This window comes from Kitasatospora sp. DSM 101779 (assembly GCF_025655475.1).
GTDB lineage: Bacteria > Actinomycetota > Actinomycetes > Streptomycetales > Streptomycetaceae > Kitasatospora.
In genome coordinates, this window is sequence record NZ_JAHTIK010000001.1 from 3584515 (window position 1) to 3609432 (window position 24918).

The window sequence follows — 24918 nt, forward strand, 5'->3', positions numbered from 1 at the left end:
CGGCGCAGCCGGCGCCGGCCCTGCCGGCGCACCTCGGCCAGCGGTGCCGCGCCCTCCTCCGCGGCCGCCGCACCGGCGGCCGCCGCCAGCCGGCCGGCCAGCATGCGATCGAATCCGTCTCCGGTCCCGTCCGCCGGGATCTCCCACAGGTCGTCAGCCACGTCCGCTCACCTCCCGCTCGGGCGCGAGGTCGCGCCGGAGCGTGGTCATCGCCCGTCCGAGATGTGTCTTCGCCGTCGCGAGCGTGCAGCCCATCTCCTCGGCCACCGCGGCGACCGGCAGGTCGGCCCAGTAGCGGAGCACGACCGCGGCACGCTGCCGCGGCGGGAGCGCGCGCAGGGCCGTGGCCAGCTGCTCGTCTCCCGTCGTGGTCTCCGGTCCGGCGGCGTCCGGCAGGCGGTCGGTGAGGACCTCCCGCCGGGTGCGCCGCCAGCGCGAGATGTGTGTGCGCACCATGGTGCGGCGCACGTAGGCCTCGGTCGCCGACTCGTCGCGGATCGACCGGCGCCGGACGTACACCCGGGCCAGAGCGTCGTGCAGCAGGTCCCGGGCGTCGTGGAGGTCGCCGGTGATCAGGAACGCCGCGCGGAGCAGCGCCTGGTACCGCGCTCCGACGAAGGCGTCGAACGGGTCACCCTTCATCGTCATGCCCACCTGACGCACCGGCGGGACGGAACGGATGACAGGCCGGGGAGAAATCATCGCGGGCGGACGGGCGGGGGCCCGGAACGCGAGGGGCCGACCCCGGCGGGGTCGGCCCTGCGTCTTCGGCGGTCAGCTCTCGCGGTCGGCCCGGCGGCGGCGCAGCCAGGTCGCCGCTCCGCCCGCGACCACGACCATTCCGCCGGCCACCGCGTACAGGCCGGCCGAGCCGCCGACCGAGCCGCTGACCGGCGGCACCATCTGGGCCGCGGCGGGCTCGGGGGACGGCTCCGGGCCCGCCGTCGCGCCGGCGGCCGCCGCGGCCGGGGCGGCGATCCCGGTGGCGGCCAGGCAGATTGCCGCGCCGCCGACCATCCGTGCCGCCCGGTAGGAGCGAATCACGTTCCTTACCCCCAGATCGAACCCCTCAACCCCTTCGTACGGGACAGACCGTATCCGATGGAACGGCTCGATCTGACCGGGATTCAGGTTCCAGCGACCAAGCGTTGCAGGACCGTTGTGTACGACGCCGAATCCTCACGAACCGCTCGCCGGAGTCTGCCGAGGGGGAGTCGATCGGCAGGCGGGGCTCAGGAGTTGTAGGTGCTCTGGGCCCGCTCCAGCCCCTCCGAGAGCAGGGCCTCCACGGCGTCCGCCGACCGGTCCACGAACCAGTCGAGCTCCTTGCGTTCGGCCGAGGAGAAGTCCTTCAGCACGAAGTCCGCGACCTCCATCCGGCCCGGCGGGCGGCCGATGCCGCAGCGCACCCGGTGGTAGTCGGCGCCGAGCGACTTGGTGATGGACTTCAGCCCGTTGTGGCCGTTGTCGCCGCCGCCGCACTTCAGCCGCAGCGCCGCGTAGTCGATGTCCAGCTCGTCGTGGACGGCGACGATCGCCGCGTTGGGGACCTTGTAGAAGTCGCGCAGCGCCGTGGTGGGGCCGCCGGAGAGGTTCATGAAGGTCATCGGCTTGGCCAGCACCACGCGCCGGCCGGCCAGCCTGCCCTCGGCGACCTGGGCGCGGCTCTTGTGCGTCTTGAACTTCGCGCCGATCCGCTCCGCGAGCAGGTCCACCACCATGAAGCCGATGTTGTGCCGGTTGCGGGCGTAGCCCTCTCCGGGGTTGCCCAGGCCCACGACCAGCCAGGGTCCCGTGTACTCGTCCGCCACCGCGCTCATCACCGATCTCCGCTCGCCTCGTTCCTGCGGGTCCATTATCCGTAGCGGCGCCGCGCCCGGCCGGGGCAGGGGCGGGCCGCGGCGGCGTACCGTCGTGACGACCGACCGCCGCCGAGCCGAGGGACCGCCCGTGACCGCACCGACCGCCGCACTGGCCGCCGAGCTCTCCGCGGAGCTGCGGGGCGCCGTGGTGCCCGGCCGCGCCGAGCAGGAGAAGGCCTACCTGAAGAGTTCGCTGCAGCATCTCGGGGTGCCGGTGCCGGGGATGCGCGCCGCGGTGCGTGGCCTGCTCCGCCGCCACCCGGGGCTGGACCGCGAGGCGGTGCTGGCGCTGGTCGGGGAGCTGTGGGCGCAGCCGGTGCACGAGTCGCGCAGCTGCGCCGGGTTCCTGCTGGAGGCGCGCGAGCGGTTGCTGGTGCCGGCCGACCTGGCGCTGCTGGAGCGGATGCTGGAGCAGTGCGACACCTGGGCGCACGTCGACGTGATCGCGCCGAAGGCGGCCGGTCCGCTGCTGCTGCGGTACCCGGAGACGGCGCAGGTGCTGCTGCGCTGGAGCCGCCGGGAGGAGTTGTGGGTGCGCCGGGGCGGGGTGCTGGGCCACCTGCCGGCGCTCCGCTCGCCGGAGCGGTTCCCGCTCTTCTTCGGCGAGTTCGGGGCGCTCGCGGACCCGCTGCTGACGGATCCGCGGTTCTTCGTGCGCAAGGCGCTGGGCTGGTCGCTGCGGGAGGGTGCCAAGCACCATCCGGAGGAGGTCTGCGACTGGCTGGCCGGGCGGCTGTCGCGGGTCTCCGGGCTGACGCTGCGGGAGGCGCTGAAGCCGGTGCCGCAGGAGGTCCGGCTGCGGCTGCTGCCCGGGCACGTCTGAGCGGGCCGGGCGGGCGCGGGCGTGTGCCCGGGAACGCCGCCGCCCCGGCCGCTCCTGGTGTCAGGAGCGGCCGGGGCGGCGGAAGCGGGGATCCGGCGGGGATCAGGCCTCGACGGCCTCGCCCTCGGCGGCCTCCTCCTCGGTGGCCTCGGGGGCCTGGGCGCCGATGACCTGCAGCACGACGGCGTCGGCCTCGACGGCGAGGGTGGTGCCCTTCGGCAGGGCGATGTCGCCGGCGGTGATGGAGGCGCCGGCCTCCAGGCCCTCGACGGAGACGGTGACCGACTCGGGCAGGTGGGTGGCCTCGGCCTCGATCGGGAGGGCGTTCAGCACGTTCTCGATCAGGTTGCCGCCGGGGGCCAGCTCGCCCTCGGTGTGGACCGGGATCTCGACGGTGACCTTCTCCCCGCGCTTCACGAGGAGCAGGTCGACGTGCTCGATGCTGCGCTTGATGGCCTCGCGCTGGACGGCCTTCGGCAGCACGTACTCGTCCTTGCCGTCGATCGGCACGACCAGCAGGGCGTTCGGGGTCTTGAGGGCCATCATCAGGTCGTGGCCGGGCAGGTTCAGGTGGACCGGCGCGTGGCCGTGGCCGTAGACGACACCGGGGACGAAGCCGGCGCGGCGGGCGCGACGGGCGGCACCCTTGCCGAACTCGGTGCGGGTCTCGGCGGCAAGGCGGATCTCGGACACGACTGCACTCCTCGTGAGAAAGACTGGCGCGGGTGCAGGAACGACAAAAACCGCCGGGCCACACCCTCAAGTTCCTTGGGGGTCGCTCGGCGGCGGACGACTACTGGAAGCAGCGCGTCGATCACGGTTGCGGTACCCGCACGGGCACACGGCATCCCTCGCCGAGCAGTCCCACGAGTCTAACCGGTGGCCGCGTCAACCGCGAAATCGGCCCCCGCACGCGTCGCGTGCGGGGGCCGGACGTCCGGGCTGACGGTCAGTGCACGCCCTCGAAGAGGCTGGTCACCGAGCCGTCCTCGAAGACCTCCTTGATCGCGGCGGCGATCGAGGGGGCGATCGAGAGGGTGGTCACCTTGTCCAGCTGCAGCTGCTGTGGGGTGGGCAGGGTGTTGGTGAAGACGAACTCGCTGACGCGGGAGTTCTTGAGGCGGTCCGCGGCCGGGCCGGAGAGGACGCCGTGGGTGGCCGCGACGATCACGTCGGCGGCGCCGTTGTCGTAGAGCGCGTCGGCGGCGGCGCAGATGGTGCCGGCGGTGTCGATCATGTCGTCGACCAGGACGCAGACCCGGCCCTTGACGTCGCCGACGACCTCGGCGGACAGGATGGTGTTGGCCTGCGTCATGTCGCGGCGCTTGTGGATGATCGCCAGCGGGGCGTCCAGGCGGTCGCACCACTGGTCGGCGACCTTCACCCGGCCGGCGTCCGGCGAGACGATGGTGAGCTTGGAGCGGTCGACCCGCTCGCCCACGTAGTCGGCCAGCATCGGCAGCGCGAACAGGTGGTCCACCGGGCCGTCGAAGAAGCCCTGGATCTGCGCGGTGTGCAGGTCCACGGCCATCAGGCGGTCGGCACCGGCCTGGCGGAGCAGGTCGGCGACCAGGCGGGCCGAGATGGGCTCGCGGCCGAGGTGCTTCTTGTCCTGCCGGGCGTAGCCGTAGAACGGCAGGATCGCCGTGATGCTGTGCGCCGAGGCCCGCTTCAGCGCGTCGATCATGATCAGCTGCTCCATGATCCACTGGTTGATCGGAGCCGTGTGGCTCTGGATCACGAAGCAGTCCGCGCCGCGGGCCGACTCCAGGAAGCGGACGTAGATCTCACCGTTGGCGAAGTCGAGGGCCTTGGTGGGAACGAGTTCGGTGTCGAGCTCCCGGGCCACCTCCTCCGCCAGCTCGGGGTGGGCACGGCCGGAGAAGAGCTTGAGCTTCTTCTCACCCGACGTCGTGATCCCGCTCACTGCACCGTCTCCTCGCGTTGCTGCCGCACATGGACCCGCCACGGCGCACCCGGGCAGCAGCGCTCGGGACGTCGGTCGGCGGGGATTCGGGGTACGCCGGGACGAGGACGGAAAGCCCAGTGGCGCACGTATGTACTCCAGGTTACGCGGTGCGCCGGAAACCGTCCGCCCCGGGATCACATCCCAAGATCCCCAGCAGCCGCTCAGGCCTCGGGGGCCCCGGACGCCTCGGCCTTGGCGGCGGCCTCCGCGGCGGCCGTGCCGGGGCGCTTGCGGGCCACCCAGCCGGCGATGTTGCGCTGCTGCGCCCGGGAGACGCCCAGCGAACCGGCCGGAACGTCCTGGTAGATCACCGAGCCGGCCGCGGTGTAGGCGCCGTCGCCGACGGTCACCGGGGCGATGAACATGTTGTCCGAGCCGGTGCGGCAGTGCGCCCCGATCACGGTGCGGTGCTTGTTGACGCCGTCGTAGTTGACGGTGACGGAGGCCGCGCCGACGTTGCTGCCCTCGCCGATGGTGGCGTCGCCGATGTACGAGAGGTGCGGCACCTTGGCGCCCTCGCCGAGCTCGGAGTTCTTGATCTCGACGTAGGTGCCGGCCTTGGCCTTGCGGGCGAGCTTCGCGCCCGGGCGGAGGTAGGCGTAGGGGCCGACCGAGGCGGACTCGCCGACCTCGGCCTCGATCACCGTGGCGTTGCTCACAGTGGCGCCGGCGCCGATCACGCTGTCGGTCACGGTGGAGTTCGGGCCGACGGTGCAGCCCTCGCCGAGGTGGGTGGTGCCCTGCAGCTGGGTGCCGGGCAGCACGACCGCGTCCGGCTCGTAGCTCACCTGGACGTCGAACCAGGTGCTGACCGGGTCGACGACGGTGACGCCGGCCCGCATGGCCTGCTCCAGCAGCCGGTCGTTGAGCATCCGGCGGGCCTCGGCGAGCTGCACCCGGTCGTTGATGCCGAGGATGTCGCGGAAGTCGTCGGCGACGACGGCGCCGACCCGGTGGCCACCGGTGCGCAGGATCTCCAGGGTGTCGGTGAGGTACTCCTCGCCCTGGACGTTGTCGGTGGTGAGCCGGCCGAGCGCCTCGGCGAGCAGCTTGGCGTCGAAGGCGAACACGCCGGAGTTGATTTCGGAGACGGCGCGCTGCTCGTCGGTGGCGTCCTTGTGCTCGACGATCGCGGCGACCGCGCCGTGGTCGTCGCGCAGGATCCGGCCGTAGCCGTTGGCGTCCGGCACGACGGCGGTCAGCACGGTCACGCCGTTGCCCTGCTCGGCGTGCGCCTCGGCGAGGGCCCGCAGGGTGGCGCCGGTGAGCAGCGGGGCGTCGCCGGTGGTGACGAGCACGGTGCCGTCGAGGACGGTGCCGTCCGCGGTGAGCGCGTCGAGGGCGGTGCGGACGGCGTGGCCGGTGCCGTTCTGCTGCTCCTGGACGGCGGTGCGCACGCCGGCGTAGTGCTGCTCCAGGTGGGCGGTGACGAGCTCGCGCAGATGGCCGACGACCACCACGAGGTGCTCCGGCTGCAGCTCCTGCGCGGCGGCGACGGCGTGGCCGACGAGGGACCGACCGCAGATCTCGTGCAGCACCTTCGGCAGCCGGTTGGACTTCATCCGGGTGCCCCCGCCGGCGGCGAGCACGATCACGGCAGCGGTCTTCTTGGCAGTCACGCGGAGGGCTCCTCGGCAGTTCTGAGGGAGGGTCGGGCGCGCCTGCCGGACGGTCGGGGCTGTGTGCGGAGCTCCCGGAGGAGGATTCGAACCCCCATAAGCTGGACCAAAACCAGCTGTCCTGCCCTTAGACGATCCGGGACGGATGCCGTGCACGGGTGACGCGCCGACGGACGTCGGCGGGCAATGCAGGGCTAAGAGTACGGGGTGCGCCGCTCTGCATCCACCACCCTCCGGAGTCCCGCCGGTGCGACACGTCTTCCCATCGGATGCCCGCGAACCTACGATGCCGTAGGTTACGCATACGTAGGTACCGTTCCCTCCCCCGAGGACGCCCCCATGACGATGCAGGCCGGTGCAGCACCCACCATGGCGGCGCAGAAGCCACCCGCCCAGGTCTCCGCGACCCTCGGCGGTGAGAGACAGGGGCTGGCCGAGCGGATCACCCTGGGCCTGTTCATCGCCGTCCCCTTCCTCGCCCTGCTGGCGGCGGCGCCGGTGGCCTGGGGCTGGGGGCTCGGCTGGACGGACGTCGCGATCGCGACCGTCATGTACTTCGTGACTTGCCACGGCATCACCGTCGGCTACCACCGCTACTTCACGCACGGCTCCTTCAAGGCCGCCCGTCCGCTGCGCCTGGCCATGGCGGTGGCCGGCAGCCTCGCCGTGGAGGGGCCGCTGGTGCGCTGGGTGGCCGACCACCGCAAGCACCACCGGTTCAGTGACAAGGAGGGGGACCCGCACTCCCCCTGGCGGTACGGCGAGAGCGTGCCGGCCCTGATGAAGGGCCTCTTCTGGGCGCACATGGGCTGGCTCTTCGACGAGGAGCAGACCCCCCAGCACAAGTACGCGCCGGATCTGATCGCCGACCCGGCGATAAGGCGGATCTCCCGGCTGTTCTGGCTCTGGACGTCCCTGTCGCTGCTCATCCCGCCGCTGGTCGGCGGTCTGGTCACGATGTCGTGGCAGGGGGCGCTGTCCGCCTTCTTCTGGGGTTCGCTGGTGCGGATCGGCCTGCTGCACCACGTGACCTGGTCGATCAATTCGATCTGCCACGCCATCGGCGAGCGGCCGTTCAAGTCCCGCGACCGGTCCGGCAACGTCTGGTGGCTGGCGGTGCTCTCCTGCGGCGAGTCCTGGCACAACCTGCACCACGCCGACCCGACCAGCGCCCGGCACGGTGTGCTCCGCGGCCAGGTCGACTCCTCGGCCCGCCTGATCCGCTGGTTCGAGCGGGCGGGCTGGGCGACCGACGTCCGCTGGCCGGCGGCCGAGCGGATCGACGCCCGCCGCGCCGTATGACCCGCCCGCTGCAGCATGATGTAGGGGTGAACGGGAGCAACGCAGACACCGCGGACGGCCATCAGCAGGCACCCACCGGGGACGGCGCCGCGGTGGCCCGTACCCGCTCCGCGCCCGCGGCACGGGGCGGCCGGGCGGGCGGCCGGGTCCGGATGACCGGCAAGCAGCGGCGCGAGCAGCTGCTGGAGATCGGCCGGTCGGTCTTCGCGGAGCGCGGCTACGACGGCACCTCGGTCGAGGAGATCGCCGAACGGGCCGGAGTCTCCAAGCCGGTGGTCTACGAGCACTTCGGGGGCAAGGAGGGGCTGTACGCGGTCGTGGTCGACCGCGAGATGCAGCTGCTGCTGGACATGGTGACCGGGGCGCTGACCGGCGGGCACTCCCGCGAGCTGCTGGAGCAGGCGGCCTTCGCGCTGATGGACTACATCGACACCTCGACCGACGGTTTCAAGATCCTCGTCCGGGACTCGCCGGTCGCGCAGTCGACCGGCAGCTTCGCTTCGCTGATCAGCGACATCGCCACCCAGGTCGAGGACATCCTGGGACTGGAGTTCAAGTCCCGGGGCTTCGACCCCCGGCTGGCACCGATGTACTCGCAGATGCTGGTCGGCATGGTCGCGCTCACCGGCCAGTGGTGGCTGGAGGTGCGCAAGCCGCAGAAGTCCGAAGTGGCCGCCCATCTGGTGAATCTGGCGTGGCACGGCCTGGAGGGGCTGGAGCGGCATCCGAAGCTGGTGGGCGAACGACGGGTGTGACGGCACCGAGGTGGTCGCGTGGCGGTCTTCATTCTGGCAGTGGGGGCGGCCTGCTGCCTGGGCCTGGGCTTCGTGCTGCAGCAGCACGCCGCCCAGCGGGCCCCCAAGAGCGACCTGCTGCACTGGCGGCTGCTGATCGACCTGGCACGGATGCCGGACTGGCTGATCGGCCTCGGCTTCATGATCGCCGGTCTGGTGCTCAGCGCGGTCGCCCTGAGCCAGGGCGAGGTGGCCCTGGTCGAGCCGTTGCTGGCCACCAACCTGGTGTTCGCCATGTTGATGGCCCGCAGGCTCACCGGAACGAGGCTCGGCCGCTCCGGCTGGACGGGGGTGGCGCTGATCGCCCTGGGGGTGACCTCCTTCATCGTGGCGGGCCGCCCCGAGGGCGGCGGCGCCGAGGCGGGCCGGCTGCGCTTCTGGCTGGTGGTCGGCATCGTCGCCGGGCTGGCCGTGCTGCTGGTGCTCGTCGCCAAGCACATGCCGCTCTTGGAGGAGGCCACCCTGCTGGCGCTCGCCGCCGGGCTGCTCTACGGCCTGCAGGACGCCCTGACCCGGATGACCACCGAGCGGCTGGACCAGCAGGGCATCGGCGCGGTGGTGCGCAGCTGGCAGCCGTACGCGGTGGTGGTGATCGGCGTGGTCGGGCTGCTGCTGGTGCAGTCGGCCTTCGAGGCGGCGCCGCTGCGGATGTCGCTGCCGGCACTGACCGCGGCCCAGCCGCTGACCGGGATCGCGTGTGCGGTGGGCTTCCTCGGTGACCGCCTGCGGGTGACCCCGGTCGCGGTGGCCTTCCAGGTGCTGGGGCTGCTCGCGGTGGTGGCGGGCGTGGTCCTCCTGGGCCGCCACCCGGCCATGCCGGGCCACCACCACTTCCACAAGTAGGGCCCGGCCCGCAGGGGTGCCGGGGCACCTCCTACCGGCGGCGGGCGACGGCGAAGATCCGGCGGAAGGGGAAGACGGTGCCGTGTTCCCCGGCCGGGTAGGCCTCGCGCAGGAGGGCGCCGTAGGCGGCGAGGAACTCCTCCCGGTCGGCCGGGTCCGTGAGCCGGGAGAGGACGGGGCGCAGGGCGGTGCCCTTGACCCACTGCAGCACCGGGTCCGGGCCGGTGAGCAGGGTCAGGTAGGTGGTCTCCCAGACGTCGGCGGTGCAGTCGGCGCCGAGCAGGGTCTGCAGGTACTCGGCGCTCGGGTGGACGCCGGCGCGTTCGGCGCCGTCGCCGAGGGCGTTCCGCCAGCGGGCGCTGCCGCGGAGCTCGGCGAGCAGGGTGTGGCTGGGGGCGTCGAAGTTGCCGGGCACCTGGAAGGCGAGCACCCCGCCGGGCCGCAGGGCGGCCGCCCAGCGGGTCACCAGGGGCAGGTGGTCGGCCTGGTCGGCGCCCTCGGGGTTGAGCCACTGCAGGGTGGCGTTGGAGACGATCGCGTCGGGGGAGGACCCGGCCGGGTCCCAGCTGCGGGCGTCGGCCCGCAGGTAGGTGGCGTGCGGTTCTCCGGTGGCGCGGGCGGTGGCGAGCATCTCCGCGGAGTCGTCGACGCCGGTGAGGTGGGCGTCGGGCCAGCGTTCGCGCAGGACGGCGGTGGAGTTGCCGGGGCCGCAGCCGATGTCGAGGACGACGGGGGCGGCGGGCAGGGCGGGCATCCGGGCGACGAGCTCGTGCAGCGGGCGGGTACGTTCGTCGGCGAAGCGGAGGTACTGCGCGGGGTCCCAGGCGGTGGCGGGCATGACGGCCTCCCAAGTATCTCGACATCAAGATATCCAATCGAGAGACTGCGCGTGAAAACTCTCGATGTCAAGAGACTTCACATCGACACAACCCCCGATACACTGATCGCCATGGAGGACGAGGTCGACCGCCTGGTCGCAGCATGGCGCCGAGAGCGCCCCGACCTCGACGTGGAACCGCTCGAGGTGCTCAGCCGGGTCAGCCGACTCGCCCGGCACCTCGACCGCGCCCGCCGCACCGCCTTCGCCGAGCACGGCCTGGAGCCGTGGGAGTTCGACGTGCTGACGGCCCTGCGCCGGGCCGGCTCCCCCTATCAGCTCTCCCCCGGCCAGCTGCTCACCCAGACCCTGGTCACCTCCGGCACCATGACCAACCGGATCGACCGGCTCACCGGCAAGGGCCTCGTCCGCCGCCTGCCCGACCCGGACGACCGGCGCGGCGTGCTCGTCCGGCTCACCGACGACGGACGCGACAAGGCCGACCAGGCGCTCGCCGGTCTGCTCGCCCACGAGCGCGAACTCCTCGCCCAGCTCAGCTCCGACCAGCAGACCGAGCTCGCGGCCCTGCTCCGCTGCCTGGTCGCCCCCTTCGACCAGGCCGGCTGAGCACGCCGGGCGGTCCGGGCCTCAGAAGCCGTCGGGGTACGGGGTGGCCAGCGCCGGCACCGGGACGGCCTCCGGCGTCCGGTAGCCCGGCAGCAGCTCCGCCAGCCGGCCGCGCACGTCGGCGTCCGCATTGACCTTCGCCGCCGCGTACAGCCCGGTCAGGCCGCCCGCCAGGTCCTCCGGGCCGCCGTCGCCCGCCGCCGTCGCGAAGATCCGGCCGTGCTCGGTCGGCAGCCGTTCCTCACCCACCGAGAACAGCGCCTCGTTGAGCTTCTCACCCGCCCGCAGGCCGGTGTAGCGGATCTCCACGTCCTCCGCACCCAGCTGCACCTGCCGGGCGAAGTTGTGCACCAGGTCGACGATCCGCACCGGCTCGCCCATGTCGAGCACGAAGACCTCGCCGCCCTCCGCCATCCGGCCGGCCTCCAGCACCAGGCCGACCGCCTCCTCGATGGTCATAAAGAAGCGGGTCACGTCCGGGTGGGTCACGGTCACCGGGCCGCCGCTGCGCAGCTGCTCCTCCAGCACCGACAGCAGCGAGCCGCGCGAGCCCAGCACGTTGCCGAACCGGACCGCCGAGAACACCCCGGTGCCCAGGTTCCGCGCGTCCCGGGCGTTCGCCTGGACGATCAGCTCGGCCAGCCGCTTGCTCGCCCCCAGCACGGAGGTCGGATCGGCCGCCTTGTCCGTGGAGATCAGCACGAACCGCTCCACGCCGGTGGCGAGCGCCGCCTCCACCAGGTGGTCGGTGCCGAGGACGTTGGACTTCACCGCCTCGCTCGGGTGTCGCTCCAGCAGCGGCAGGTGCTTGTGCGCCGCCGCGTGGAACACCACCTCGGGCCGCAGGTCACGGAAGATCTGCTGGATCCGCGGCCGGTCGCGGATGTCCGCGATCACCAGCGAGTCGTCGGTGAGCAGCGCCTCGCCCCAGATCTCCAACTGGAGCCGGTGCAGGTTGGACTCGTCGTGGTCGAGCATGTACAGCTCGGACGGGCCGAAGGCGTGCACCTGGCGGCAGAGCTCGCTGCCGATCGACCCGCCCGCGCCCGTCACCAGCACCCGGCGGCCCTCGATCACCGCCCGGACGTCCGGCGAGACCACGTGCACCTCGTGCCGGCCGATCAGCTTGTTGACGTCCAGGCTGCGCAGGTCCGAACCGACCACCTCGCGGCGGAGCGCCGCCAGGAAGGACGGCAGGTAGCGGACGGCCACCCCGACCGCGGCCGCCGCCGTCGCCAGCGCCCGCACCTGCTGGTGCGGCAGCCCGGGGATCGCCAGCACCACCACCTGCGCGCCGTGCGTCACCGCCAGCGGCGTCAGCCCGGCCAGCGGGCCCAGCACCGGCACGCCGTCCACGGCCGTGCCCGCCTTGGCCGGGTCGTCGTCCAGCACGCCCACCGGGGCGAGGCCGAACTCCGGGGTCCGGATCAGGTCGCGGACCAGCGCCGACCCCGCGGCGCCACCGCCGATCACCAGGGTGCGCAGGCCGGGCGGGCCGGCGGCCGCCCCCGCGGCGAGGACGGGCTGTGCATCGGGACGGGCGGCAGTGCTGTTCGGCGACATCTGTCCTCCGGTCTCCTGACCTGACGGAGTCGGTACCTGGGTGTGGCGTCGGCCGCTCCCCCGCCCGGCGAGGGCGTGAGGAAACGATTCAGCCGACGCCCGGGCCTACGTTCGAGGCGACGGTCGGCGGATGCGGTGGCGGAGCCGAGGTGAGCGGGGGCAGCGGCTCGGAGGGCGTGATCCCCGCCCGGCGGGCCACCGCGACGGCGGCGAGGGTGGAGTGCACCCCCAACTTGCCGAGCACGTTCTGCATGTGGGTGCGGACGGTGTGCGGGGAGAGGTACAGCCGCTCGGCCACGGCCTGCCGGCCGAGACCGGCCACCATGCACCGCAGCACCTCCTCCTCACGGGGGGTCAGCGTGCCGACCAGCCGCTCGCTCTCCGTCCGGTCGCGCCGGGCACTGGTCAACTCCCGTACCACGCCGGTCAGCAGGGCCGGCGGCAGATGCGTCTCGTCGCGCAGCACCCCGCGGACGACGGCCAGCAGCCGCCCCAGCGAGCTGTCCTTGGCGACCCACCCCGACGCACCCGCCTGCAGCGCGCGCACCGCGCGGCGCGGGTCGTCGTCGGTCGCGAGCACCACGGCGCGCAGCGCCGGATGGGTGCGGCAGACCCGGGCCACCAGGGCGATCCCGTCACCGGGCGGCAGGGCGGCGGACGCCTCGCGGCGCGGCAACGGCACCACCGCGACCGGGAACCGGCCGCGGGCCTGGCCGGGACGGCCGACCGCGGGGGTCAGATCGGCGTCCACCAGGGCGATGTCGTACGGGCGACCCTCGGCGGCGGCACGCTCCAGCGCGCGTTCGGCCGCGGCCGCGCTGCCGGCCGCACCGACCTCGACCTCGGACTCGGCGGCGAGCGCCGTGGCCAGCGCCTCGGCGAAGATGCGGTGGTCGTCGACCACCAGGACGCGAATACGTCCCATCGTTCGTCCCCCCTGCTCCGGCGCCGACCCCCACCGGTACCGGACTCAGCGTACGGGAGGGGCGCGTGAAGGGTGGGGGATTGGTGAAGTTTCTTCATCCCCTGGGGATTTGACCTTCGCCCAGCAATCACGAGCCCCCGGGGCCGGACGGCCCGCGGGCACATGGGGGCACCTCGGCGGCCGCCCCTACTCGACGCGGCGGGCGCCGGCGGCGGGGACGGCGGTGAAGGTGCGGGGGGCCTCGTAGCCGGCGTCGGTGAAGGCGGAGGTGACGGCGGCGGCGACCGCGTCGAGGGTGTCGGCGGCGGTCAGGGCGATGACGGAGCCGCCGAAGCCGCCGCCGGTCATCCGGGCGCCGAGGGCGCCGGCCGCGACGGCGGTGTCGACCGCGAGGTCGGTCTCGGGGCAGGAGACCTCGTAGTCGTCGCGGAGCGAGGCGTGCCCGGCGGTCAGGATCGGCCCGAGCGCGGCGGGGTCGCCGAGGTAGAGGTGGGTGACCGCCTCCCGGACGCGGGCGTTCTCGGTGACCACGTGCCGCACCAGCGGCCGCAGGTCGGCGGGCAGCCGGTCGAGGGCGGTGTCCAGCCCGGCCGGGTCGAGGTCCCGCAGGGCGGGCAGGCCGAGCAGTGCGGCGGCGCGCTCGCAGCCGGCCCGGAGTTCGGCGTAGGCGCCGTCGGCGAGGTCGTGCTTGACCCGGGTGTCGACGACCAGGAGCCGCAGGCCGGCCCCGGCGAGGTCGAGCGGGACCTGCCGCTGGGCGAGGTCGCGGGTGTCGAGGAAGAGCGCGTTGCCCTCGGTGCAGCAGACCGAGGCCATCTGGTCCATGATCCCGCAGGGGACGCCGACGAACTCGTTCTCGGCGCGCTGGGCGAGCCGGGCGAGGGCCGGGCCGTCGAGGCCGAGCCCGTGCAGGTCGTTGTAGGCGGTGGCGACCACGCACTCGATGGCGGCCGAGGACGAGAGGCCCGCCCCGGTCGGCACGGAGCTGTCGATGCGGACGTCGGCGCCGCCGACCTCGTACCCGGCCGCGCGCAGCGTCCACACCACCGCGGCCGGATACTTGGCCCAGCCGTCCACACTGCCGGGGGCGAGATCGGCGACCGTCAGCTCCACCGGTCCGCCGTCGACCTGCTCGCTGTGCAGGCGGAGCAGGCCGTCGGTGCGGAGCCGGACGGCGGCGCGGGCGGCCTGCGGCAGGGCCACGGGCAGCACGAAGCCGTCGTTGTAGTCGGTGTGTTCGCCGATCAGGTTGACCCGGCCGGGCGCCGCCCAGACCCCGGCCGGGGCGGCGCCGTCGCGGACGGACTGGGAATCTGTCATCAGGCTCGCTTCTCCAGGGTGAAGGCCCAGGCGTCGGCGACGATCCCGTCGAGTTCCGGGCGGCGGGGCTGCCAGCCGAGCGCCTCGTGGGCGCGGGCGGCGGAGGCGACCAGGACGGCCGGGTCGCCGGGGCGGCGCTCGGCGGTGACGACGGGGATCTCACGGCCGGTCACGCGCTTGACCGACTCGATGACCTCGCGGACGGAGAAGCCGTTGCCGTTGCCGAGGTTGCAGATCAGGTGCTCGCCGGCCTTCGCGGCGTCCAGGGCGAGCAGGTGGGCCTCGGCGAGGTCGGCGACATGGATGTAGTCGCGGATGCAGGTGCCGTCAGGGGTCGGGTAGTCGTCGCCGAAGACGGAGATGTGCGGGCGCTGGCCGAGCGCGGCCTGGAAGACCAGCGGGATGAGGTGCGACTCGGGCTCGTGGCGCTCGCCGTACTCACCGTAGGCGCCGGCCACGTTGAAGTAGCGCAGCGAGACGGCGGCGAGGCCGTGGGCGACGGCCTCGCTGGTGATCAGGTGGTCGACGGCGAGCTTGGTGGCGCCGTAGGTGTTGGTCGGCGCGGTGCGGGCGGTCTCCGCGATCGGGACGGCCTCGGGCTCGCCGTACACGGCGGCGGTGGAGGAGAAGACGAGCTTGCGCACGCCGGCCTTGCGCATCGCGGAGACCAGCTCCAGCGAGCCGGCCACGTTGTTGCGCCAGTACTTCTCCGGGTCGGCTACGGACTCGCCGACCTGCGAGGAGGCGGCGAAGTGCAGGACACCGTCGTAGGAGCCGTCGAGCACGTCGGCGACGTCCTGGATCCGGCCGCGGACGAACTCGGCACCGGCCGGGACGCCCTCGGCGAAGCCGGTCGAGAGGTCGTCGAGCACGGTGACCTGGTGCCCAGCCTCCAGCAGGTGGGCGGCGACCACACTGCCCACGTAGCCGGCGCCACCCGTGACCAGGTACTTACTCATGTTGCGACCTCCCGCATGCGCTGTGCCGCCGTCTCCGGCGACACGTCGTTGACGAACGCGTCCATGCCGGACTCGACGCCGGCGAGGAACTTGAGCTTGCCCACCGTACGACGAATCGTGAACAGCTCCAGGTGCAGCGCCAGCTCCTCACCTCCGAGGGCGGGCGCCTGGTGCCAGGCCGCGATGTACGGCGTCGGCTGGGCCTGCACATTGTGCCCGGGCTCGATGAACAACCGGTCGAAGCGGCGCAGCAGCTCCAGGTGGACGGCGGGGAACTCGGCGCGTTCGGCCTCGGTGAGGCCGGTCAGGTCGGGCACCCGGCGGTTGGGGTAGAGGTGCACCTCGTAGGGCCAGCGGGCGGCGAACGGGACGAAGGCCGTCCAGTGCTCGCCGGCGAGCACCACCCGGACGGGGTCGGCGCGTTCGGCGTCGAGCAGGTCCTCGAAGAGGTTGCGGCCGGTGCGGGCCCGGTGCTCGGCGGCCCGTTCGAGGGCGCGGGCCGTCCGCGGTGTGACGAACGGGAACGCGTAGATCTGCCCGTGCGGGTGGGCGAGGGTGACACCGATCTCCGCGCCGCGGTTCTCGAAGCAGTAGACCTGGCGGACGCCGGGCAGGGCGGACAGCTCGGCCGTCCGGTCCGTCCAGGCGTCGAGGACGAGGCGGACCCGCTGCTCGTCGAGGTCGGCGAAGGACTTGGCGTGGTCGGCGGTGAAGCAGACCACCTCGCAGCGGCCGGCGCCCGGCGCCGATTCGGCGACCGGGTGGTGGCGGCCGGTGGCGTGCACGGCGGCGTCGGCGGCCAGCGACGGGAAGCGGTTCTCGAAGACCGCGACCTGGTAGTCGGCGGCCGGGACCTCGCTGAGCCGGCCGTCGCGGGACGGGCAGAGCGGGCACTCGTCGGCCGGTGGGTGGTAGGTGCGGGCCTGCCGGTGGGCGGCGACGGTCACCCAGTCGCCGGTGGTCGGGTCCCGGCGGATCTCGGAGAGGCTCGCCGCGGGCTCCAGCGGGCGCAGGTCGGCGGAGGCCCGCGGCACGGAGCCGTCCGTGTCGAAGTAGATGAGCTCGCGGCCGTCCGCGAGCTTGGTGACGGTCTTCTTCACGATGGACTGCTCCGATCTCCTCGCTCTCCAACATAATCGAACATCACCGACCATGAGTCAACATCGAAGAGGGTTCGTGAACGGTCAGGCCGACCGGTTGACCCGGTCCAGCAGGCCGGTCCTGGCGGCCACCGCCGCCGCCTCCAGCCGGGACCGGGCGCCCAGCTTCACCAGCACCCGCTGCACATGCGTACGGGCGGTGCTGGAGGCGATCCCCATGCCCGAGGCGATGGCCGCGGTGTCCTCGCCCTCGGCGATCCGGGCCAGCACCTGGGCCTCCCGCCGGGTGAGCAGCCGCAGCAGCCGGACGGCGTCGTCGTCCGGCTCGGCGGCCGGCCTCAGCAGCGCCTCGAAGGCCCCCTGCAGCACCTCGACGGCGACCGCGGCCTCCCCCGCCCGGACCCGGGCGACGGCGCGCTCGACCACCTCGATCCGCTCGTCGCTGCGCACGTAGCCGGCCGCGCCGGCGGCGAAGGCCGCCGCCACCCGTCCGGGATCGCCGACCGGGCCGAGGACCACGACGGCCAGCTCGGGCCGCTCCGCGCGCAGCCGCCGGAGCGGGGCGAACGGGTCCTCGTCCCCGGCCGGTTCGGCGAGCCCCAGCAGGCAGACCTCGGGCCGCCGTCCGGCGACCAGGCCGAGGACGGCGGCGGCGGGCGCGCCCACCGCGAGGACGCGGTGCCCGCGCAGCCGCAGGGCGGCCGCCAGGGCCTCGGCCAGCAGGCGGTGGTCGTCGACGATCACGAGCCGAACGCCCACGGCGCCCTCCCCCATCCCCCGCGCCGCCCACGTGGAGCCTCCGCACCCGGCGCGGCGCTTGACGCACCATCACAGCGCATCCGCAGCCGCTCCGCCAGGCCGCCGGGAGGTCCGGAACCGGCCGGACGGGCGGCCGAACCGCCCCGGGGAACGCCGAAGGCCCCCGCCTTGCGGCGAGGGCCTTCGAACTCCGTGGAGCCCCCATGCGGAATCGAACCGCAGACCTTCTCCTTACCATGGAGACGCTCTACCGACTGAGCTATAGGGGCTTGTTCTCGGCGTGTTCCCGGTGTTCCCCGCGAACGAGGAAGACATTACAGGGTGGGCGGCCGGAAAGGGAAATCGGTCGTGGTCACCACGACGGGGCCCGCCCGGGCCCGTCGATCACCCCTGCGGAGCGCAGCCCTCGCCGTGCGCCCGGTCGAAGCGCTCGCGCGCCGCCACCACCTGGCCGGCGTAGGACTCGACCCAGTCGCCGAGCGGCGCGATCCGCTCCGCCAGGGTGCGGCCCAGCGGCAGCAGCCCGTAGACGACCCGCGGCGGGGTCTCCGGGTGGACGGTGCGCAGCACCAGCCCGTCCCGCTCCAGGGCGCGCAGCGACTGGGTGAGCATCTTGCGGCTGACCCCGCCGACCGAGCGCTGGAGCTCGGAGAACCGCTGCTCGCCGCAGCTGTGCAGGCTCAGCACGAGCAGCAGCGACCACTTGTCGGCGAGCTCGGCGAACACGTCCCGGCTGGGGCAGACGGCGGCGAAGATGTCGAACCCCTGGTCGCCGTCGGGACAGGTGTCAGGGATTGCGGGTCGCGGGTCGGCGGTCTGCTGGGGGGTGGCCATGGGGCAAGGGTAGCGCCGGCGGTCTCCAATCGGGAGTTGGTAACCATCGGAGACCTGGTCTACATTGGAGACCGTCAAGCCCGGCCGGCCCGTCCGTCCGTTCGGCCGCCCGGGCATCCGTCCGCCTTCTTCGAGGAGTCATCCCGCATGACGACCGCCATCCGTCCCACCGTCGCCATCGCCTACCACTCCGGCTACGGCCACACCGCCGTGCTGGCCGAGGCCGTCGCCCGTGGTGCCGCCGCGGCCGGCGCCGACGCGGTGCAGATCGCCGTGGACGCCATCACCGAGGAGCAGTGGGCGCAGCTCGACGCCGCCGACGCGATCGTCTTCGGCTCGCCGACCTACATGGGCACCGCCTCCGGCGCCTTCCACACCTTCGCCGAGGCCAGCTCCAAGCGCTGGTTCGGCCAGACCTGGAAGGACAAGCTGGCCGCCGGCTTCACCAACTCCGCCTCCAAGAGCGGCGACAAGCTGCACACCCTGCAGTTCTTCACGGTGCTCGCGGCCCAGCACGGCATGCACTGGGTGAACCTCGGCCTGCACCCGGGCTGGAACTCCACCACCGCCTCGGAGAACGACCTCAACCGCCTCGGCCTGTTCCTCGGCGCCGGCGCCCAGACCAACAACGACCAGGGCCCGGAGGGCGTCCACAAGGCCGACATCGCCACCGCCGAGCACCTCGGCGAGCGGGTCGCCCGGCAGGCCGCGATCACCCTGGCCGGCCGCGCCGCCCTGGCCGCCTGACGCACCGACGCACCGTCACCGGCCGGCCGCCGCACCCCCGCTCGGCGCGAGGGTCCGGCGGCCGGCCGCGTCCAGTTCCACCCCGCGGGTCTCCGGCAGGCCGAGCACGCACAGCACGGACACCCCGCCGAGCGCGGCCAGGTACCAGCCGACCGGCACGGCCGTCCCGTACGAGGCGGTCAGCCGGGTCGCCACCAGCGGGGCCGTCGCACCGCCCACCACCCCGGCCAGGTTGTAGGTCAGCGCCGCCCCCGTGTAGCGCACCCGGGTCGGGAACAGCTCCGGCAGGTACGCGGCGACCGGCCCGAGCATCGCGCCGAGCAGCGCCATCGCCCCGAGCAGGCCGAGCGCGATCCAGGCCGTCCGCCCGGTCTCCAGCAGCGGGAACAACGCCGCCGACCAGAGCGCCGCCGCGCCGGTCGCGGCCGCCAGCGTCCGCCGCCGGCCGAACCGGTCGCTCGCCCGCGCCGCGAGCACCACCGTGCCGCCCTTCAGCACCGCACCCGCCATCAACAGGCCGAGGACCGGCGTCCGGGCCACCCCGAGGTCCGCGGTCAGGTGCGCCAGCGCGTACGTGGTCGTCAGGTAGAACAGCGCGTACCCGGACATCACCGCGCCCGCGCCGAGCAGCACCGGGCGGCCGTGCCGGCCCAGCACCTCCGCCGCCGGCACCCTCGGCCGCACCCGCTCCGCCCCGAACAGCGGACTCTCCGACACCTGCAGCCGGACGAACAGCCCGATCGCCACCAGCACCAGGGACGCCAGGAACGGCACCCGCCAGCCCCAGGCCAGGAAGGCCGCCTCGTCCAGCACCGAGCCCAGCACCAGGAACACCCCGGTCGCCAGGAAGAATCCGGCGCACGGCCCGAGTTGCAGCAGGCCGCCGTACCGGCCGCGGCGCTCGGGCGGGGCGTGCTCCGCCAGCAGCAGGGCAGCCCCTCCCCACTCGCCGCCCAGTCCCAGCCCCTGGCAGAAGCGCAGCACCGTGAGCAGCACCGGCGCCCAGCCGCCCCACCGGCCGTAGTCGGGCAGCAGGCCCACCGCCGCGGTGGACAGGCCCATCAGCAGCAGCGACACCACCAGGGTCGCCCGCCGGCCGAGCCGGTCGCCGAAGTGCCCGAACAGCACCGCGCCGAGCGGGCGGGCCACGAAGGCCGCCGCGTAGACGGAGAAGGCGGCGAACAGCGAACCGACCGCCCCCAGGCCGGGGAAGAAGACCCGGCCGAAGACCAGCGCCGCGGCCGTGCCGTAGATGAAGAAGTCGTAGAACTCGACCGCGGTGCCGAGGAGGGCGGCGGCGGCCACCCGGCGCAGCGCCGCCGGGTCTCCGACTGATGGGGTGTCATGCGTCATGGCGCCCACCCTGGCAAGGCGTTGAGCTGCAAGGACAGCAGGCACACGGGTGATTCGGGAGCGAACGGGCAGAAGGGAGCCGGGGTGGTGCGCCGCCCCGGGCGCGGCGGTATGGTGGCCGCCTCCGCCTCCGAAAGGGCGCACGTGAACAACGTGTTCGACGACAACGGCGTGTTCGACAAGCTCTTCGCCGTGCTGTGCCTCGCGCTCACCCTCCTGCTGCTCGACCTGGGCGTCAGCCAGTACCGCCACGGCGGTTCGGCCGCCTGGGTGCTCCTCGCCGCGGTCCTGCTGCCGGCCGCCGGCTGGGAGACCGTCCGCCGGTTCCGCCCCCGGCGCTGAGGGTCGGCCAACGCCGAGGGGCGCCCCGCCGGGGCGCCCCTCTCGGTGCCTCTCAGACCTGTTCGGCGAGCTCCAGCCAGGCCATCTCCAGCTCCTCCTTCTCGTCGCGGACCTTCCGCAGCTTGGCGTCCAGTTCCGCGACCTTGGAGAAGTCGGCGGCGTGCTCGGCGAGCTGGGTGTGCAGCTTGGACTCCTGGTCGTCCAGCTTGGCGATCTGCCGCTCCAGCTTCTGCATCTCCTTCTTCGCCGCCCGGGTGTCCGCGGCGGGCTTCGCCGCGGCGGCCGGGGCCGCAGCGGCGGCGGGCGCGGCCGACTCGGCCATCCGGGCCCGGCGCTCCAGGTACTCGTCGACGCCGTTCGGCAGCATCCGCATCCGCCGGTCGCCGAGGAGTGCGTAGACGGTGTCGGTGGTGCGCTCGATGAAGAAGCGGTCGTGGCTGATGACGATCATCGAGCCGGGCCAGCCGTCGAGGAGGTCCTCCAGCTGGTTGAGGGTCTCGATGTCGAGGTCGTTGGTGGGCTCGTCGAGGAAGAGCACATTGGGCTCGTCCATCAGCAGGCGCAGCAGCTGGAGGCGGCGGCGCTCACCGCCGGACAGGTCGCCGACCGGCGTCCACTGCTTGTCCTTGCCGAAGCCGAACTGCTCGCAGAGCTGACCCGCGCTCATCTCCCGGCCCTTGCCGAGGTCGACGCGGCCGCGGACCTGCTCGACGGCCTGCAGCACCCGGGTCTCCGGGTCCAGCTCGGCGATCTCCTGGGAGAGGTAGGCGAGGCGCACGGTCTTGCCGACCTTGATGACGCCACCGGCCGGCTGCACGTCGCCCTCGGTGGCGTACGCGGCCTGCATGGCCCGCAGCAGCGAGGTCTTGCCGGCGCCGTTCACGCCGAGCAGGCCGATCCGGTCGCCGGGGCCGAGCTGCCAGGTCAGGTGGTCCAGCAGGTGCTTGGGACCGGCCTTGATGCTCACGCCCTCCAGGTCGAAGACGGTGCGGCCGAGCCGGGCGTTGGCGAACTTCATCAGCTCGGACTTGTCGCGCGGCTCCGGCACGTCGGCGATCAGGGCGTTGGCCGCCTCGATCCGGTAGCGCGGCTTGGAGGTGCGGGCGGGGGCGCCACGGCGCAGCCAGGCCAGCTCCTTGCGGGCCAGGTTCTGCCGCTTCTGCTCCTCGGTCGCCTCGATCCGGGAACGCTCGGCGCGGGCGAAGACGTAGTCGGAGTATCCGCCCTCGTACTCGCGGACCTCGCCGCGCTGGACGTCCCACATCCGGGTGCAGACCTGGTCGAGGAACCAGCGGTCGTGGGTGACGCAGACCAGCGCCGAGCGGCGGGCCTGCAGGTGGCGGGCGAGCCAGGCGATGCCCTCCACGTCGAGGTGGTTGGTGGGCTCGTCCAGAACGATCAGGTCGGGCTCGCCGAGCAGCAGCTTGGCCAGCGCGATGCGGCGGCGCTCGCCGCCGGAGAGCGGGCCGATCACGGTGTCCAGGCCGTTGGCGAAGCCCGGCAGGTCGAGACCGCCGAACAGGCCCTCGACGATGTCGCGGATCCGGGCGTCACCGAGCCACTCGTGGTCGGCCCGGTCGGCGATCACCTCGTGCCGGATGGTGGCCTCGGGGTCGAGGGAGTCGTGCTGGGTGAGGACGGCCATCTGCAGGCCGCCGGAGTGGGTGATCCGCCCGCTGTCCGGCTCCTCCAGCTTGGCGAGCATCCGGATCAGGGTGGTCTTGCCGTCGCCGTTGCGCCCGACGACGCCGATCCGGTCCCCCTCGCTGACGCCGAGGCTCACCCCGTCCATCAGGGCACGGGTGCCGTACACCTTGGTGACGGACTCGATGGTGGCGAGGTTGACGGCCACTGCTGCTGCGCTCCTGGGAGGGGGTCGGGAGGTGTCTCCGACCACCCAGCCTAGTGGGAGGCGGGAACGCCCCGGCCCGTGCGAGAGTCGCGGCAGCGGACCGGAGAGCGGGAGGTGTGCCGGGGCCGGCAGCCGGGAGGCGGCCGCAGATGCTGCCCGAGGAGTTCGAACGCATCGCCCTGGCGGCCGGGCGCGAGGGTGTGCGGATGGAGTTCGTCCACGGTCGGATCGGCGTCAAGGCAGCACCCGACGGCGACCACGACGAGATCATCCGCTGGGTGATGAAGCAGTGCTTGCAGCAGCGCCCCGACCTCTGGCTGTACCCCGAGCGCGGGCTGCGGGTGGAGACCTACCGCAAGGGCCACGCCAAGCCGGACGGTGTGCTCGCCCCGGAGGGCAGCTTCGCCGGTCAAGGCGAGTGGGCCGATGCCGACCGCGCCGTGATGGTGGTCGAGGTGACCTCGTACGACACCGACACCGACCGCCGCGACCGGGACGAGAAGCCGCGGACCTACGCGGAGACCGGCATCCCGGTCTACCTGCTGGTCGACCGGGACAGCTGCGAGGTGCTGGTCCACAGCGAGCCCGAGGACGGCCAGTACGTGAGCCTGGTTCGGCGGCCGTTCGGCAAGACCGTGGCGCTGCCCGACCCGGTCGGGATCAGCCTGGACACCGAGCCCTTCAAGGCCTGGGTGCGCTGACCTCCGCCCCCGGGACGGGGCCGTGGGTGGCGTGGGCGGTGCGGCAGGTGCCGGAGGCCCGCAGGGCGGCGGCGATCGCGGCGGCCGACTCGGCGTCCTTGGCGAGGAAGGCACAGGTCGGGCCCGATCCGGAGACCAGGGCGCCGATCGCGCCGGCCTCGGTGCCGGCCCGCAGGGTGTCGGCGAGCGAGGGCCGCAGGGAGAGGGCGGCGGCCTGCAGGTCGTTGGTGAGTGCGGCGGCCAGTGCCACCGGGTCGCCGGAGGCGAGGGCGGCGAGCAGGACCGGGTCGGCGTCCGGGGTGGGGACGTCGGCCTCCGAGGAGCCGGTGCTGGCCTCCTCGCGGAGCCGGTCGCACTCGCGGAAGACCGCCGGGGTGGAGAGCCCGCCGTCGGCGACCGCGAACACCCAGTGGAAGGAGCCGGAGACCGGCAGCGCGTCCAGGATCTCGCCGCGGCCGCGGCCCAGCGCGACCCCTCCGAGCAGCGCGAACGGCACGTCGGAGCCGAGCTCGGCGGCGAGCTCCAGCAGCGTCCCGATCGGCGTGGCCAGGCCCCACAGCGCGTCGCAGGCGACCAGGGCGGCGGCGCCGTCCGCGCTGCCGCCGGCCATCCCGCCGGCCACCGGGATGGCCTTGGCGATGTGCAGGTGGACGCCCGGGTCGGCGAGGCCGTGGTGCGCGGCGAGCAGCCGGGCGGCGCGGGCGGCGAGGTTGGTGTCGTCCAGCGGGACGGACGCCGCGTCGGGACCGGTGCAGGAGAGCGTGACGCCCTCGCCGGGGGTGGCGGTGACCTCGTCGAACAGGCCGACGGCGAAGAAGACGTTGGCCAGGTCGTGGAAACCGTCGGCGCGCAGGCCGCCGACCCCGAGCTGGACGTTGACCTTGGCGGGGACGCGAACCGTGATCATTTCTGGGCCTCGGGCTTGTGCTCGGCGATGGCGGCGAACTGTTCGACCGTCAGCATCTCGCCGCGCAGCTTGTGGTCGATCCCGGCGGCGTGCAGCGCCTGTTCGGCGCCGGCGGGCGAGCCGGCCCAGCCGGCCAGGGCGGCCCGCAGGGTCTTGCGGCGCTGCGCGAACGCGGCGTCGACGACGGCGAAGACCTCGGCGCGGGTGGCGGTGGTCCTCGGCGGGTCGCGGCGGATCAGCGACACCAGGCCGGAGTCGACGTTCGGCGCGGGCCAGAACACGTTGCGGCCGATCGCACCGGCCCGCTTCACCTCGGCGTACCAGTTGGCCTTCACCGAGGGCACGCCGTACACCTTGTTGCCGGGCTTGGCGGCGAGCCGGTCGGCGACCTCGCTCTGCACCATCACCAGGGTGCGCTCGATGGTCGGGAAGGTCTGCAGCATGTGCAGCAGCACCGGCACCGCCACGTTGTAGGGCAGGTTGGCGACCAGCGCGGTCGGCGCCGGGCCGGGCAGCTCGGTGACCTCCATGGCGTCGCTCAGGACGAGGTCGAAGTCCTTCGCCTTCTCCGGCATCCGGGAGGCGACGGTGGTGGGCAGGTGCTGGGCGAGCAGCGGGTCGATCTCGACGGCGGTGACGTGCGCGGCCACCTCCAGCAGCGCCAGGGTCAGCGAGCCGAGCCCGGGGCCGACCTCGACCACGCTGTCCTCGGCGGTCACCCCGCCCGCGCGGACGATCCGCCGCACGGTGTTGCCGTCGATGACGAAGTTCTGGCCGCGCTGCTTGGTCGGCTTCACGCCGAAGGCGGCCGCCAGCTCGCGGATGTCGGCCGCGCCGAGCAGGTGGTGGTCGGCGGCGGGTGCGGGATCGGTGCTGCTCACCCCGCAAGGATACGGGCGC

Annotated in this window: 26 protein-coding genes and 2 tRNA genes; 8 read left to right on the forward strand and 20 right to left on the reverse strand. The window is 73.4% G+C overall.

Annotation, left to right across the window (positions count from 1 at the left end):
- Positions 1-153 precede the first annotated feature (153 nt).
- From KSNIM_RS16210 to pth, 3 genes are all read right to left on the reverse strand, one after another.
- Complete coding sequence (locus KSNIM_RS16210; protein ID WP_263103922.1) at positions 154-648, reverse strand: SigE family RNA polymerase sigma factor; 495 nt, start codon at positions 646-648, stop codon at positions 154-156.
- A 126-nt stretch (positions 649-774) separates the two neighbouring features.
- Complete coding sequence (locus tag KSNIM_RS16215; RefSeq protein ID WP_263103923.1) at positions 775-1044, reverse strand: hypothetical protein; 270 nt, start codon at positions 1042-1044, stop codon at positions 775-777.
- Positions 1045-1232: 188 nt separating this feature from the next.
- Positions 1233-1820 carry an aminoacyl-tRNA hydrolase gene (pth, locus tag KSNIM_RS16220; protein WP_263103924.1) on the reverse strand — a complete coding sequence of 196 codons (588 nt, stop codon included), beginning with the start codon at positions 1818-1820 and terminating at the stop codon, positions 1233-1235.
- Between the two features lie 130 nt (positions 1821-1950).
- Here pth and KSNIM_RS16225 point away from each other — a divergent pair, with 130 nt between their 5' ends.
- The gene (locus KSNIM_RS16225) at positions 1951-2685 is read left to right on the forward strand and encodes a DNA alkylation repair protein (protein ID WP_263103926.1); all 735 of its coding nucleotides are present in this window, start codon (positions 1951-1953) and stop codon (positions 2683-2685) included.
- Positions 2686-2787: 102 nt separating this feature from the next.
- On the opposite strand, the gene KSNIM_RS16230 is transcribed toward KSNIM_RS16225, so the two are convergent.
- The 4 genes from KSNIM_RS16230 to KSNIM_RS16245 all read right to left on the reverse strand — a co-directional run bounded on the left by KSNIM_RS16230 (position 2788) and on the right by KSNIM_RS16245 (position 6415).
- Positions 2788-3378 carry a 50S ribosomal protein L25/general stress protein Ctc gene (locus KSNIM_RS16230; RefSeq protein ID WP_263103927.1) on the reverse strand — a complete coding sequence of 197 codons (591 nt, stop codon included), beginning with the start codon at positions 3376-3378 and terminating at the stop codon, positions 2788-2790.
- A gap of 256 nt (positions 3379-3634) precedes the next feature.
- Positions 3635-4612, reverse strand: a complete 978-nt coding sequence (locus KSNIM_RS16235; protein ID WP_263103928.1) for a ribose-phosphate diphosphokinase — start codon at positions 4610-4612, stop codon at positions 3635-3637.
- A gap of 203 nt (positions 4613-4815) precedes the next feature.
- Positions 4816-6273: a bifunctional UDP-N-acetylglucosamine diphosphorylase/glucosamine-1-phosphate N-acetyltransferase GlmU gene (gene glmU, locus KSNIM_RS16240; protein ID WP_263103929.1), complete on the reverse strand. Its 1458-nt coding sequence runs from the start codon at positions 6271-6273 to the stop codon at positions 4816-4818.
- A 71-nt stretch (positions 6274-6344) separates the two neighbouring features.
- Positions 6345-6415: transfer RNA gene (locus tag KSNIM_RS16245), tRNA-Gln, on the reverse strand.
- Positions 6416-6618: 203 nt separating this feature from the next.
- On the opposite strand from KSNIM_RS16245, the gene KSNIM_RS16250 reads away from it, so the two are divergent.
- The 3 genes from KSNIM_RS16250 to KSNIM_RS16260 are packed head-to-tail and all read left to right on the forward strand — an operon-like array spanning position 6619 to position 9212.
- Positions 6619-7575 carry an acyl-CoA desaturase gene (locus KSNIM_RS16250; protein ID WP_263107987.1) on the forward strand — a complete coding sequence of 319 codons (957 nt, stop codon included), beginning with the start codon at positions 6619-6621 and terminating at the stop codon, positions 7573-7575.
- A gap of 26 nt (positions 7576-7601) precedes the next feature.
- Complete coding sequence (locus KSNIM_RS16255; RefSeq protein WP_411543724.1) at positions 7602-8330, forward strand: TetR family transcriptional regulator; 729 nt, start codon at positions 7602-7604, stop codon at positions 8328-8330.
- An 18-nt stretch (positions 8331-8348) separates the two neighbouring features.
- Entirely contained in the window at positions 8349-9212 is an 864-nt protein-coding gene (locus KSNIM_RS16260) for a DMT family transporter (protein ID WP_263103930.1), read from the forward strand.
- A gap of 31 nt (positions 9213-9243) precedes the next feature.
- On the opposite strand, the gene KSNIM_RS16265 is transcribed toward KSNIM_RS16260, so the two are convergent.
- Entirely contained in the window at positions 9244-10050 is an 807-nt protein-coding gene (locus KSNIM_RS16265) for a methyltransferase domain-containing protein (protein ID WP_263103931.1), read from the reverse strand.
- A gap of 111 nt (positions 10051-10161) precedes the next feature.
- Here KSNIM_RS16265 and KSNIM_RS16270 point away from each other — a divergent pair, with 111 nt between their 5' ends.
- Complete coding sequence (locus KSNIM_RS16270) at positions 10162-10656, forward strand: MarR family winged helix-turn-helix transcriptional regulator (RefSeq protein ID WP_263103932.1); 495 nt, start codon at positions 10162-10164, stop codon at positions 10654-10656.
- Between the two features lie 21 nt (positions 10657-10677).
- On the opposite strand, the gene KSNIM_RS16275 is transcribed toward KSNIM_RS16270, so the two are convergent.
- The 8 genes from KSNIM_RS16275 to KSNIM_RS16310 form a co-directional block, all read right to left on the reverse strand.
- Complete coding sequence (locus tag KSNIM_RS16275) at positions 10678-12219, reverse strand: polysaccharide biosynthesis protein (RefSeq protein WP_263103933.1); 1542 nt, start codon at positions 12217-12219, stop codon at positions 10678-10680.
- A gap of 88 nt (positions 12220-12307) precedes the next feature.
- Positions 12308-13144, reverse strand: a complete 837-nt coding sequence (locus KSNIM_RS16280; protein ID WP_263103934.1) for a LuxR C-terminal-related transcriptional regulator — start codon at positions 13142-13144, stop codon at positions 12308-12310.
- Between the two features lie 186 nt (positions 13145-13330).
- Positions 13331-14464 carry a galactokinase gene (gene galK, locus KSNIM_RS16285; RefSeq protein ID WP_263103935.1) on the reverse strand — a complete coding sequence of 378 codons (1134 nt, stop codon included), beginning with the start codon at positions 14462-14464 and terminating at the stop codon, positions 13331-13333.
- A complete protein-coding gene (galE, locus tag KSNIM_RS16290; protein WP_263103936.1) occupies positions 14464-15423 on the reverse strand; it encodes a UDP-glucose 4-epimerase GalE in 960 nt (319 codons plus the stop codon). Before galE ends, galK begins: the two co-directional genes overlap by 1 nt.
- Positions 15420-16523 (reverse strand): galactose-1-phosphate uridylyltransferase, encoded by a 1104-nt coding sequence (gene galT, locus KSNIM_RS16295; RefSeq protein ID WP_263103937.1) that lies wholly within the window; start codon positions 16521-16523, stop codon positions 15420-15422. The genes galE and galT overlap by 4 nt, the downstream gene beginning before the upstream one ends.
- Positions 16524-16607: 84 nt before the next feature.
- A complete protein-coding gene (locus KSNIM_RS16300; protein ID WP_263103938.1) occupies positions 16608-17282 on the reverse strand; it encodes a response regulator transcription factor in 675 nt (224 codons plus the stop codon).
- 193 nt (positions 17283-17475) lie between these two features.
- Positions 17476-17551: transfer RNA gene (locus KSNIM_RS16305), tRNA-Thr, on the reverse strand.
- A 115-nt stretch (positions 17552-17666) separates the two neighbouring features.
- On the reverse strand, positions 17667-18116 hold the full coding sequence (locus KSNIM_RS16310) for a winged helix-turn-helix transcriptional regulator (protein WP_263103939.1): 450 nt from the start codon (positions 18114-18116) through the stop codon (positions 17667-17669).
- A 147-nt stretch (positions 18117-18263) separates the two neighbouring features.
- On the opposite strand from KSNIM_RS16310, the gene KSNIM_RS16315 reads away from it, so the two are divergent.
- Positions 18264-18863 carry a flavodoxin family protein gene (locus KSNIM_RS16315; RefSeq protein ID WP_263103940.1) on the forward strand — a complete coding sequence of 200 codons (600 nt, stop codon included), beginning with the start codon at positions 18264-18266 and terminating at the stop codon, positions 18861-18863.
- A 15-nt stretch (positions 18864-18878) separates the two neighbouring features.
- Here the strand turns inward: KSNIM_RS16315 and KSNIM_RS16320 are convergent, their stop codons facing one another.
- Positions 18879-20216 carry an MFS transporter gene (locus KSNIM_RS16320; protein WP_263103941.1) on the reverse strand — a complete coding sequence of 446 codons (1338 nt, stop codon included), beginning with the start codon at positions 20214-20216 and terminating at the stop codon, positions 18879-18881.
- A 144-nt stretch (positions 20217-20360) separates the two neighbouring features.
- On the opposite strand from KSNIM_RS16320, the gene KSNIM_RS16325 reads away from it, so the two are divergent.
- Positions 20361-20558, forward strand: coding sequence for a hypothetical protein (locus KSNIM_RS16325; RefSeq protein ID WP_263103942.1), 198 nt, complete (start codon positions 20361-20363; stop codon positions 20556-20558).
- A gap of 52 nt (positions 20559-20610) precedes the next feature.
- On the opposite strand, the gene KSNIM_RS16330 is transcribed toward KSNIM_RS16325, so the two are convergent.
- Entirely contained in the window at positions 20611-22410 is a 1800-nt protein-coding gene (locus tag KSNIM_RS16330) for an ABC-F family ATP-binding cassette domain-containing protein (RefSeq protein WP_263103943.1), read from the reverse strand.
- Positions 22411-22559: 149 nt separating this feature from the next.
- Here KSNIM_RS16330 and KSNIM_RS16335 point away from each other — a divergent pair, with 149 nt between their 5' ends.
- The gene (locus KSNIM_RS16335; RefSeq protein ID WP_263103944.1) at positions 22560-23111 is read left to right on the forward strand and encodes a Uma2 family endonuclease; all 552 of its coding nucleotides are present in this window, start codon (positions 22560-22562) and stop codon (positions 23109-23111) included.
- Here the strand turns inward: KSNIM_RS16335 and KSNIM_RS16340 are convergent.
- Both KSNIM_RS16340 and rsmA read right to left on the reverse strand, forming a co-directional pair.
- Complete coding sequence (locus KSNIM_RS16340) at positions 23092-24018, reverse strand: 4-(cytidine 5'-diphospho)-2-C-methyl-D-erythritol kinase (RefSeq protein ID WP_263103945.1); 927 nt, start codon at positions 24016-24018, stop codon at positions 23092-23094. The genes KSNIM_RS16335 and KSNIM_RS16340 overlap by 20 nt on opposite strands.
- Positions 24015-24899, reverse strand: a complete 885-nt coding sequence (gene rsmA / locus KSNIM_RS16345; protein WP_263103947.1) for a 16S rRNA (adenine(1518)-N(6)/adenine(1519)-N(6))-dimethyltransferase RsmA — start codon at positions 24897-24899, stop codon at positions 24015-24017. The genes KSNIM_RS16340 and rsmA overlap by 4 nt, the downstream gene beginning before the upstream one ends.
- Positions 24900-24918 lie beyond the last annotated feature (19 nt).

Bases quoted from the DNA above. Each gene is read 5' to 3' on its own strand.
- KSNIM_RS16210 (WP_263103922.1), bottom strand. From the start codon at position 648: ATGACGATGAAGGGTGACCCGTTCGACGCCTTCGTCGGAGCGCGGTAC.
- pth (WP_263103924.1), bottom strand. From the start codon at position 1,820: ATGAGCGCGGTGGCGGACGAGTACACGGGACCCTGGCTGGTCGTGGGC.
- KSNIM_RS16250 (WP_263107987.1), top strand. From the start codon at position 6,619: ATGCAGGCCGGTGCAGCACCCACCATGGCGGCGCAGAAGCCACCCGCC.
- KSNIM_RS16265 (WP_263103931.1), bottom strand. From the start codon at position 10,050: ATGCCCGCCACCGCCTGGGACCCCGCGCAGTACCTCCGCTTCGCCGAC.
- KSNIM_RS16270 (WP_263103932.1), top strand. From the start codon at position 10,162: ATGGAGGACGAGGTCGACCGCCTGGTCGCAGCATGGCGCCGAGAGCGC.
- KSNIM_RS16275 (WP_263103933.1), bottom strand. From the start codon at position 12,219: ATGTCGCCGAACAGCACTGCCGCCCGTCCCGATGCACAGCCCGTCCTC.
- KSNIM_RS16280 (WP_263103934.1), bottom strand. From the start codon at position 13,144: ATGGGACGTATTCGCGTCCTGGTGGTCGACGACCACCGCATCTTCGCC.
- galK (WP_263103935.1), bottom strand. From the start codon at position 14,464: ATGACAGATTCCCAGTCCGTCCGCGACGGCGCCGCCCCGGCCGGGGTC.
- galE (WP_263103936.1), bottom strand. From the start codon at position 15,423: ATGAGTAAGTACCTGGTCACGGGTGGCGCCGGCTACGTGGGCAGTGTG.
- KSNIM_RS16310 (WP_263103939.1), bottom strand. From the start codon at position 18,116: ATGGCCACCCCCCAGCAGACCGCCGACCCGCGACCCGCAATCCCTGAC.
- KSNIM_RS16315 (WP_263103940.1), top strand. From the start codon at position 18,264: ATGACGACCGCCATCCGTCCCACCGTCGCCATCGCCTACCACTCCGGC.
- KSNIM_RS16320 (WP_263103941.1), bottom strand. From the start codon at position 20,216: ATGACGCATGACACCCCATCAGTCGGAGACCCGGCGGCGCTGCGCCGG.
- KSNIM_RS16335 (WP_263103944.1), top strand. From the start codon at position 22,560: ATGCTGCCCGAGGAGTTCGAACGCATCGCCCTGGCGGCCGGGCGCGAG.
- KSNIM_RS16340 (WP_263103945.1), bottom strand. From the start codon at position 24,018: ATGATCACGGTTCGCGTCCCCGCCAAGGTCAACGTCCAGCTCGGGGTC.